At 66.9% G+C, this 9,167-nt stretch carries 11 protein-coding genes; 2 read left to right on the top strand and 9 right to left on the bottom strand.

Annotation, left to right across the window (positions count from 1 at the left end; genetic code table 11):
• Positions 1 to 312, bottom strand: coding sequence for a DUF4229 domain-containing protein (locus tag MHY23_RS08345; protein WP_083290284.1), 312 nt, complete (start codon positions 310 to 312; stop codon positions 1 to 3).
• A gap of 40 nt (positions 313 to 352) precedes the next feature.
• Here MHY23_RS08345 and MHY23_RS08350 point away from each other — a divergent pair, with 40 nt between their 5' ends.
• Positions 353 to 625, top strand: a complete 273-nt coding sequence (locus MHY23_RS08350) for a hypothetical protein (RefSeq protein WP_181889724.1) — start codon at positions 353 to 355, stop codon at positions 623 to 625.
• Positions 626 to 942: 317 nt separating this feature from the next.
• Here the strand turns inward: MHY23_RS08350 and MHY23_RS08355 are convergent, their stop codons facing one another.
• From MHY23_RS08355 to hemL, 8 genes are read right to left on the bottom strand one after another with little or no spacing between them, the layout of a single operon-like run.
• Positions 943 to 1,200, bottom strand: coding sequence for a helix-turn-helix domain-containing protein (locus tag MHY23_RS08355; protein WP_239307154.1), 258 nt, complete (start codon positions 1,198 to 1,200; stop codon positions 943 to 945).
• Positions 1,197 to 2,216 carry a UDP-glucose 4-epimerase GalE gene (galE, locus tag MHY23_RS08360; RefSeq protein ID WP_239307155.1) on the bottom strand — a complete coding sequence of 340 codons (1,020 nt, stop codon included), beginning with the start codon at positions 2,214 to 2,216 and terminating at the stop codon, positions 1,197 to 1,199. Before galE ends, MHY23_RS08355 begins: the two co-directional genes overlap by 4 nt.
• Positions 2,216 to 3,193 carry a c-type cytochrome biogenesis protein CcsB gene (gene ccsB / locus MHY23_RS08365; protein WP_239307156.1) on the bottom strand — a complete coding sequence of 326 codons (978 nt, stop codon included), beginning with the start codon at positions 3,191 to 3,193 and terminating at the stop codon, positions 2,216 to 2,218. The genes galE and ccsB overlap by 1 nt, the downstream gene beginning before the upstream one ends.
• Before the next feature lie 30 nt (positions 3,194 to 3,223).
• Positions 3,224 to 4,873 (bottom strand): cytochrome c biogenesis protein ResB, encoded by a 1,650-nt coding sequence (locus MHY23_RS08370; protein ID WP_239307157.1) that lies wholly within the window; start codon positions 4,871 to 4,873, stop codon positions 3,224 to 3,226.
• The gene (locus MHY23_RS08375; protein ID WP_239307158.1) at positions 4,874 to 5,647 is read right to left on the bottom strand and encodes a cytochrome c biogenesis CcdA family protein; all 774 of its coding nucleotides are present in this window, start codon (positions 5,645 to 5,647) and stop codon (positions 4,874 to 4,876) included. It lies immediately after the preceding gene.
• Complete coding sequence (locus MHY23_RS08380) at positions 5,648 to 6,220, bottom strand: TlpA disulfide reductase family protein (protein ID WP_239307159.1); 573 nt, start codon at positions 6,218 to 6,220, stop codon at positions 5,648 to 5,650.
• 8 nt (positions 6,221 to 6,228) lie between these two features.
• Complete coding sequence (locus MHY23_RS08385) at positions 6,229 to 6,831, bottom strand: histidine phosphatase family protein (protein WP_239307160.1); 603 nt, start codon at positions 6,829 to 6,831, stop codon at positions 6,229 to 6,231.
• Positions 6,832 to 8,157, bottom strand: a complete 1,326-nt coding sequence (gene hemL / locus MHY23_RS08390) for a glutamate-1-semialdehyde 2,1-aminomutase (protein WP_239307161.1) — start codon at positions 8,155 to 8,157, stop codon at positions 6,832 to 6,834.
• A 20-nt stretch (positions 8,158 to 8,177) separates the two neighbouring features.
• Between hemL and MHY23_RS08395 the strand changes: the two genes are divergently transcribed.
• Complete coding sequence (locus MHY23_RS08395) at positions 8,178 to 9,014, top strand: NAD(P)-dependent oxidoreductase (RefSeq protein ID WP_239307162.1); 837 nt, start codon at positions 8,178 to 8,180, stop codon at positions 9,012 to 9,014.
• Positions 9,015 to 9,167 lie beyond the last annotated feature (153 nt).

Below are 9,167 nucleotides of genomic sequence, written 5' to 3' on the forward strand. Positions count from 1 at the left end.
CTAGCGTTCGGCGAGCTCCGACTGGATCCAGTCCTTGCGCGCCTGGCGCTGGTGCTTCAGCTCCGCGACAGCCTCATTCGCCTCAATGCGGTGGCGCTTAAACAGCAGCATCGACAGCGGGAACGCCACAATCAGCGCCAGCAGCGCCGACATAATCACCGGCACCGGCGCGCCAATGAGCACCGCGGCGAGCTGGATCACCACCGTCAGCGCGATGAACAAAAGCAGGCGGTCCAAGCCGTAGATGGCCACGGCCTTGTTCGCCCTCGATTTCGCCCCGGGGTCTACCTGCGGAGAACGTTGATCAGTCACGGTTGTTCACCCTATCCGGTGGCCAAGTATGTTTAAAACCATGGGAAGGTTGCTACTCCTCGCATTGGTCGTCCTGGCCGCCGTGCTGCTCTGGCGCGCGTTCGGCCCCGGCTCCGCCGAGCGCTACGGGTCGCTGCGCGGCGGTTCGCAGCGGCAGGTGGAGCAAAAACCCGTGATTAAGGGCCCGGACGACGACGAAGAGTTCCTCTGGAACATCGAAAAGAACCGGTTCAAGGAGCGCCGCGCTCGTGAAGAGGCCGAGCGCAAGCGCAGGGAGGAAGAAGAACGCCGCCGGCGCCGCGACGACAGCTAGATACTTGGGGCTAGGCGGACCCTATCCAGATTTGTTCACTAGCCCAGTGAACAAATTCGGGTTTCGGGCCCATTTCTCGGGGCGGCGGGCCACATTTCCCCAGGTCGCGACCCGGTCGCCCGAAATCTATTCACTCGCGACGAGCCTGAGAGTGAACAAATTTCGAAAAGGCGCCAGATTCCTGACAGATCACGGCAGCCGTTTGCGCCGACCTGGGGAAATAGGGCCTGCCTGACAGATTCGCTTTGTGTCAGCGGCGGGGCGGAACGCGGCCGGGAGTCCCAGGCGCGGCGGCCGGCGGCTGCCCGCGGAACCCCCTACGCCTCGGTGAACCCGACCTTCAGGCCGAGCTCGGCCGCCACGGCGATGACCTTCTCCCAGCGCACGCCGGCGCCACCGTGCTCGATGGTGTGCAGCGTGGAGCGGGAGACCCCGGCGGCGTCGGCGACGTCCTGCTGGAGGCGGCCGGCGGCGCGGCGCCGGGAGGCGATCTGCTCCCCGAGGGCGATCAGCACCGGGTCGTCGCTTGCGGGTTTGCCCTGCTTGTTGCGGGGTTTGTGGTGGGCGTCGCTCATCGGCCGGCCTCCTTCAGGCCCTCTTCCTCGGCGAGCACTGCGGGCAGTTTCTCGGACCAGGCGAGGGCGTCGCGGACGCCGTCGACAAGCGAGCGCTCCGCGGACCACCCCAGGACAGACTTCGCTTTGTCGGTGCGCGACGCGCTGCCGACGACGTCGCCGGGGCGGGCGGGGCCGGTGCGGACCTCGAGTGGCGTGCCGGTGGCTTCGCCGAACGCCTCGGCGAGCTCGAAGACGGTGGTGCCCTGGCCGGTGCCGAGGTTGATCACGTCGTAGCCTAAATCCCCCACCACGGAGTCGAAGCGCTGCAGCACCGCGACGTGCGCGCGGGCGAGGTCCCAGACGTGGATGTAGTCGCGCAGGCCAGAGCCGTCGCGGGTGGGCCAGTCCACGCCGGTGACGGTGAACGGCTCGCCGGCGGCGTGGGCCTCGATCATCTTGCCCATCGCGTGGGTGGGGTGCGGGTTCTGCAGGCCGGTGCGCAGCGCGGGGTCGGCGCCGATCGGGTTGAAGTAGCGCAGCGCGACGACGCCGAGGCGGCCGGTGGCGGATTCGTCGCGAAGCACCCGCTCCAGCAGCCACTTCGACGCCGCGTACGGGCTCTGCGGGTCCACGGCGCTGGTTTCGTCCACCATGTACTCCGGCCCCGGCTCGTACATCGACGCCGTCGACGACAGCACGAAGCGGCGCACGCCGAAGCGCTCCATCACCGACAACAGCGTGATGGCTTTGCCCACGTTGTTGTCGTAGTACACCAACGGCTGCTCCACCGACTCGGGCACGACGATCTTGGCGGCACAGTGGATTACAGCGTCGATGTCCGGGTGCTCCGCGAACACCCGCTCCAGCAGATCAACGTCGGCGACGTCGCCCTCGTAGCAGGCGAAGCGCTGGCCGAAGACGCGCAGGCCGGTGGAGAAGTCGTCCACAATCACCGGGGTAATCCCGGCGTCCGCGCAGCACGACGCGATAGAGGACCCGATGTAGCCGGCGCCGCCGGTGATCAGGACCTTCACTAGTTCAGCCCCGCGTAGGAGTGCAGGCCAGCGACCACGGTGTTGACGTAGGTCATGTTAAAGATCGTCATGGCCATGGCGAAGACGTTGATCCAGGCGGCGGCGGTGGACTTCCAGCCGGCCGTGGCACGCGCGTGGAGGTAGGCGGCGTAGAGGATCCAGGTGACCATGGAGACGGTTTCTTTGGCGTCCCAGCCCCAGAAACGGCCCCAGGCCACCTCGGCCCAAATCGCGCCGAAGACGATGCCGATGCCGAACAGCGGCAGGGTCACCACCGCGGTTTTGTACGCGATCTGGTCCAGCGTTTTCGCGTCCGGCAGCGGGCGGAGGATCGCACCCAGGAATCCGTGCTCTTTACCGCGCGGCTGCCACATGCGCAGCAGGTACAGCAGGGCGAACACGCCGGAGACCAGGCCCACGGACGCGCCGATGGACACCGTAGACACGTGCACTGGCATCCAGTATGACTGCAGCGCCGGCACCACGGGGGCTGCCTGCATGTGGAACACCGTGGAGTTCAAGAACATGGCGATGACCATGGGGAACAGCAGCCACGGCCAGACGGTGTGCCAGTTCTTGCGCTGCACCACTACGGCGGCGACGACCATGATCACGGCGGTCATGAACAGGATGTACTCGTACAGGTTGCCCAGCGGGAACCGCCCGGCGGCGAGCCCGCGGGTGACAAACGCCACCAGGTGCAGCGCCACGCCGACCCAGACAAGCGCCTGGGTCATGCCAGCCCATTTGCGGGCGTTGGCGATCATGTCCTCGTCGGGCTTTTGCTTCTCGACGACCTCCGGTCCCCCAGCGCCAACCAGCACCTTCTGCTCCGCCAGGGCCTCGCGGCGCGCTTCGATGACGCTGTTGACGCGGCCGTAGTAGATGAACGCCATAATCAGCGCCACGATGTAGACGATGAATGCGGTGCGGAACGTCAGGTCAGACAGCTCCGCCATGGTTGTGTTGACGAGCATGCCCATAACCTACCCCACTAGCAGGCGTTATCAAAGGTCATAGGGGTTGAACTCCCCCTGCTCGCCCTCATCATCGTCGGGGTCGAGCCCGAGGATGGCGGCGGCGATGTCGTCGAATTCGCGGCCCCACCCGGCGCGGTCGGTGCGGGCGAGCCCGGCGATTTCGACGTGGGTGTGGCCCGAGGTACCCGGGCGAATTCTTACCCACACGCGGCGGCGCTTGATGGCCAACGAGCCGGCGAGCGCACCGAGCATGATCGCGGTGGAGACCAGCGCCCACACCTGCATCGGGTCGCGGGAGATCTGGTAGTTGGCGTACTCGGCGGCGCCGTCGAAACGCACGCGCACCTCGCCGTCGCCGGTGTCCACGGTGGCCTCGGAGCCGGGGGTGAGCTGGACGCGGGAGACCTTTTCCAGGCGCCCGTCGGCCACCAGGGACTGGTCCAGCACGAAGATGTTTTGCGGCCGGCCGGTGTCCAGGCCTGCGTCGCCGACGTAGACGTCCACGGACACTGCCGGGTCGTCCATGGAGGGGAACGCGGACTGCAGCTGGTCGCCGTTCGGCCCGGCCCAGCGGGCGGTGGGCGCGAAGTTGCCCTCGATGGCGATCTGGTGCTGGCGGCGCTCCGCCAGGTCCGGGTACATGCCGGCGGGCGGGTCGAAGCGCATCACGCCGGAGGACAGGAACGTGAACACGTCAGTGGGCCGAAACTGCATCATCTGCGTGCGGGTCTCCCCGTTCGGCCACGTGATGGTTACTTGCGGGGCGAAGCCGTGGCCCTGCAGGTAGACACGGTCGCCGCCCACGCGCAGCGGGTGGTTCACCGCCAGGCTCGTGGGCGTCCACTCCTCCTGCGGGACCGACAGGTCGTCGGTGTAGGTGATGTCGGAGGAGAACTCGTTGGCCTGCCCGTTATTCAGGTAGGTGGCCGAGAAGTTCTGGGATTCGAAGCAAAACGGGGTCAGGCCGGTGCCGTCGAAAAGCGGGCCTGCCCGGAAGACGTCGAAGTTGGCGGGCGAAGTGTTGCAGAACACCCGCGATTGCTCCACCGGCACCGCGGATTCGGCCTCGGAGTTGGTGACCACGATGACCTGGCCTTCGTAGAAGACCATGCGGCCGGCCACGAAGGTGAGGATCATGGCGACGATGCCGATGTGGAAAATCAGGTTCATCAGCTCGCGGGTGTAGCCGCGCTCCGCGGAAATCGAGAACGCCCCGGCGCGGTCCTCGTCCGGTTTGTAGGACGCCACGTGCCAGCGTTTCAGCTGCTTGCGCAACTGCTTCTCGACGTCCTCCGGCGCCCCCGCAACCTCCCCCTCCACGTGGTGCGGCATGCGCCCCAAGTACTTGGGCGCGCGCGTCGGCTTGGCCTTGTACGCGCGCCAGTGGTCGATGGAGCGCGGGATGATGCAGCCGACCAGGGAGATGGTCAGCAGCAGGATGATGGCGAGGAACCACGTGGACTGGAAGACGTCGAAAAGCTGCAGCTTGTCGTAGATGGGGCCGGTGGTGGGGTTGGCCTTGAGGTAATCGTCCACCAGCGAGGACGACACGGTGCGCTGCGGCAGAAGCGCGCCCGGGATGGACGCCACGGCCAGCACGAACAGCAGCATCAAGGCGGTGCGCATGCTGGTGAGCCAGTGCCACGCCTTTTTCAGCCAGGTCTGTGCCGTCTTCATTTAGATGATCGTCCCTCCGAATCCGTCGACGAGTTGGCGCGACCAACCGATAAACGCGTCCCAGGCGCCGGTGAGCAGCATGATGCCGACAACGATCATGGCGATGCCGCCGGCGATCTGGATGCCGCGGGAGTGGCGGCGCAGCACGTCGATGCTGCGCACGGCCTTTGACGAGCCGAACGCGACAAGCAGAAACGGCAAACCCAGCCCGATGCAGTACGCGATGACGAGCAGCACGCCGCGCGCCGCGGTGAAGCCCTGGGTGCCCACGGACACCGAGATGATGGCGCCCAGCGTCGGCCCCAGGCACGGTGTCCAGCCGAGCGCAAAGATCCCGCCGAGCAGGGGCGCGCCGATGATAGTGGTCCATTTCTTCGGCTGGAAGCGGGTGTCTTTTTGCAGCGCGGGCACAGCCCCCATGAACACCAGGCCCATGAGGATGGTGACCACCCCGCCGATGCGGGTGAGCGTCTGCGCGTTGAGCGCGATGGCGCTGACCGCGCCGAACACCGTGACGGTGGCAAGCAGAAACACGACGGTGAACCCGGCGATGAACAGCAGGGCGGCACCGGCAACCGCCCAGTGTTTGCGGGACACGCGCGCGCCCTTTTCATCCAGCGTCATCTCGCCGCCGACCACGCCGGTCAGATACGAGATGTAGCCCGGCACCAGCGGGATCACGCACGGGGAGGCGAAGGAGACTAACCCGGCAACCGCGGCGGCGAGCAGGCCGAGCAGCAGCGGGCCGTCGGCGACAAGATCGGCGAAGCCCACCTAGGCCTCCCCGTCGAGGCGGTCGATGACCTCGAGCAGATCGTCCGCGGTGATCTCACGGAGGAACACCGCCGCCGGGCGGTGCTGCTTGTCCAGCACGATCGTCGTCGGGATCACCGAGGACGGCACGCCGCCCAAGTTGGCGGCGGTCTTAAACGGCGGGTCGTAGATGGACGGGTAGGTCACCCCGTTATCCGCCAGGAAATCCCGCGCGATCTGCGGGTTCGGGTCGCGTACGTTGATCCCCAGCACGGTGCCGTTTCCCTGTGCTTGGAGGTGTTCCTGCGTCTGCTGCAGGTCGTCCACCTCCGCGCGGCACGGCGCGCACCACTGGCCCCACGCGTTGAGCACGACAATCTCGCCGTCGAAATCACTCAGGGCGATGGTCTGGTCTTCGTCGAGAAGCGACTCGCCCTCGAAACCGGCCAGGGGCTTGCGGTCCGCCTCCTCGTAGAAGATTTCAGTTTGCCCGCCCGGCGAGTGGAACGCGAAGTTGCCGCCGTTGTCCGCGCCGGAGCAGGCAGCCAGCAAAAGCGCGGCCGCGCAAAGCGGCGCGGCGAAAAGCTTGCGCATAGTACCTCTCAAATGTGCTGGGCTGGGGTGTTGTAGGCCCAGTCAACAACACTGTCGCCGTCAAACACAAGTGAGGTCACGCTGGCCAGGTCGCAGTTGCGGCTCGCGTGCGCCAGGCGCTTGCCCTGCAGGTGGCGCTGCACCATCACAATCGGCAGCTGGTGGCTGACCAGCACGGCCTCGTGGCCGTCGGCCTTGCCGCGGGCATCCTCGACCGCGGACCACATGCGCTCGAAGATCTCCTGGTAGGGCTCGCCCCAGCTCGGCTCGAACGGGTTGGTCATGTGCCGCCAGCGGATCGGGTTGATCAGCTGCGAGCGCCACCCCTTCGTGCGCAGGCCCTCAAAGGTGTTGCCCGCCTCCAGGATGTCCTCGCGGGTGTCCACCTCGCAGCCGGTGACCTCCGCGATCGGGCGGGCAGTTTCTTGCGCGCGCTCCAGCGGGCTCGCCGCAAGGTAGACCACATCGCGGCCGCGGAAAAACTTCGAGGTGGCCACGGCCATGGAGTTGCCGCGGGAAGACAGGTGGTAGCCCGGCATGCGCCCGTAGAGGATCTTCTTCGGGTTGTACACCTCGCCGTGGCGCACCAGGTGCACCGTCGTCTTCGTCATTTAGGCCTCCGCGGGTTTAGCCGCCGCGGCGGCCTTCGCGGCGCCGCGCAGTGCGTCCTCGATGCGGCCGAAGTCCTCGTCCGTCAGGGCGGTGGAGACGAACCAGGTCTCAAACGCGCTCGGCGGCGCGTACACGCCAGCGTCCAGCAGTGCGTGGAAGAACGGGGCGTAGCGGAACGTGTCGGCGGCCTGCATGTCGGCGAAGTTGTGTCCCTCGCCCTCGCCGAACCGGATGGAGAGCATGGTCGCTGCGCGTTGGATGTGGTGGGTGACGCCTTCGGCCGTGAGGGCGTCGTGAAGCAAACGCTCCAGCAAATCCGCGTTGTTGTTCAGCGTGGGGTAGATGTCCTCGCTGGCCAACTCGAGCGAGGCCAGGCCGGATGCCATCGCCACCGGGTTACCGGACAGGGTGCCCGCCTGGTAGACGGGGCCGTTCGGTGCGAGGTGCTCCATGATGTCGCGGCGGCCGCCGAACGCCGCCGCCGGCAGGCCACCGGAGACGACCTTGCCAAAGGTGGTCAAGTCGCCCGCGACGTTGTCCACGCCGTACCAGCCGGCATACGAGGTGCGGAAGCCCGTCATCACCTCGTCCAGGATCAACAGCGCGCCGTTGAGGTGCGCGAGCTCCTTGAGCTTGGCGTTGAAGTCGTTACGCGGGGCGACGGTGCCCATGTTGCCCGCAGCCGCCTCCGCAATCACCGCGGCGATCTGGCCCTCGTTCTCGCGGAACGCGCGCTCCACCGCCTCGATGTCGTTGTACGGCACCACGATGGTGTCCTGCGCCTGCGCGCCGGTGACACCCGGGGAATCCGGCAGGGAGAACGTGGCGATGCCGGAGCCCGCAGACGCCAGCAGCGCGTCCACGTGGCCGTGGTAGCAGCCCTCAAACTTGATGATCTTCGGCCGGCCCGTGAACCCGCGCGCCAGGCGGACAGCGGACATGGTGGCCTCCGTGCCGGAGTTGACCATGCGCACCTCCTCCACCGACGTGCGCTTGACAATGTGCTCCGCGATCTGGATCTCCGCCTCCGTGGGCGCGCCGAAGCTCAGGCCGTTGCGCAGGGCTTTCTCCACCGCTTCGACAATCTTCGGGTGGGCGTTGCCGTGCACCATCGGGCCCCAGGAGCACACCAGGTCCACGTACGAGTTGCCGTCCACGTCCACAAGCTTCGAGCCGTGCGCGCTCTGGATGAAGCGGGTCTGCCCGCCCACCGAGCCGAAACCGCGCACCGGCGAGTTCACGCCGCCCGGGGTGGTTTTCTGCGCCCGCTCGAACAGTTCGTGCGAGCGCTGGGTGTTAGCTGAAGTCGGCTTTTCCGCAGTCATGGTTGTCTATCCTAGGCCATATGAAAATCGCGTTTTTAGGCCTCGGTCGCATGGGCACGGAGCTCGCGCTCAAGCTCGTCGACGACCACGAACTGACCGTATGGAACCGCACCGCCGAGAAAGCCGAACCGTTGGTCTCGCGCGGGGCTACCGCTGCTTCGACCCCCACGGAAGCCGTCGAGGGCGCCGAGCTGGTGATCACCTGCCTGTTCGGCCCCGACATCGTGCGTGAGGTGGTCATCGAGCCCGCGCTCATCCCCGAGGGCGTGACCTGGGCCGATGCCACCACCATCTCCCCCGCGGACGCCGCCTCCTTCGCCGACGCCGTGCCCGGCTACGTGCACACCCCGGTCGTCGGCTCGCTCCCGCCCGCGCGCGCCGGCAAGCTCGGCGTGTACGCCGGAGGCGCCGATGCTTCTCGACGATCTAAAGTCGCCGACGTCGTTGCCCCCTGGGCCGCCGCTAATCCTGAGCGGCTCAAGGAGGTGGACACCGCCGCCGGCGCCGCCGTGGGCAAACTGCTGGCCAACCTCGCCCTGGCCGTGACCATCGAAGGCTTCAAGGAAGCGCTGGTCCTGGGCGAGTCCCAGGGGTTGTCGGAAGAGCAGGTGGTGGACATGCTCGGCTCCACCGGCCTGGAGTTCATCGTGAACATGAAGTCGCCGTTCCTACTTGGCGAGCGCTCTACTTCGCCCGGCGACTTCACCGCCGACGCCATCGCCAAGGACGCCCGCCTGATGCTCGCGTCCGCGGACCAGGACCTGCCCGCCGTCTCCGCCGCCCTGGCGTCGTTGGAGGCGCAGCAGGACGCCGGCCACGGCGACGAGGACTTCTCCACCGTCGTGGTGAACCGATAGCCGCGCCCTGGTGCCCGACACTTCGCGGCGGACCCTTAGTGCCAGAGTGGTTGTGAACGACGTACCGTAGGAGGTTTTGTTCATGACCGATTCACAGTTGCCTCAGTTGGTGCCGTCGTCGTTGACGTCGCCACCGTCCGTTGATGCCCCGGT

Source organism: Corynebacterium sp. ACRQP, from assembly GCF_022345915.1.
Classification (GTDB): Bacteria; Actinomycetota; Actinomycetes; order Mycobacteriales; family Mycobacteriaceae; genus Corynebacterium; species Corynebacterium lehmanniae.

Coding starts and splice junctions, on each gene's coding strand:
- MHY23_RS08350 (WP_181889724.1), top strand. CDS start 353: ATGGGAAGGTTGCTACTCCTCGCATTGGTCGTCCTGGCCGCCGTGCTG.
- MHY23_RS08355 (WP_239307154.1), bottom strand. CDS start 1,200: ATGAGCGACGCCCACCACAAACCCCGCAACAAGCAGGGCAAACCCGCA.
- ccsB (WP_239307156.1), bottom strand. CDS start 3,193: ATGCTCGTCAACACAACCATGGCGGAGCTGTCTGACCTGACGTTCCGC.
- MHY23_RS08370 (WP_239307157.1), bottom strand. CDS start 4,873: ATGAAGACGGCACAGACCTGGCTGAAAAAGGCGTGGCACTGGCTCACC.
- MHY23_RS08380 (WP_239307159.1), bottom strand. CDS start 6,220: ATGCGCAAGCTTTTCGCCGCGCCGCTTTGCGCGGCCGCGCTTTTGCTG.
- MHY23_RS08385 (WP_239307160.1), bottom strand. CDS start 6,831: ATGACGAAGACGACGGTGCACCTGGTGCGCCACGGCGAGGTGTACAAC.
- hemL (WP_239307161.1), bottom strand. CDS start 8,157: ATGACTGCGGAAAAGCCGACTTCAGCTAACACCCAGCGCTCGCACGAA.
- MHY23_RS08395 (WP_239307162.1), top strand. CDS start 8,178: ATGAAAATCGCGTTTTTAGGCCTCGGTCGCATGGGCACGGAGCTCGCG.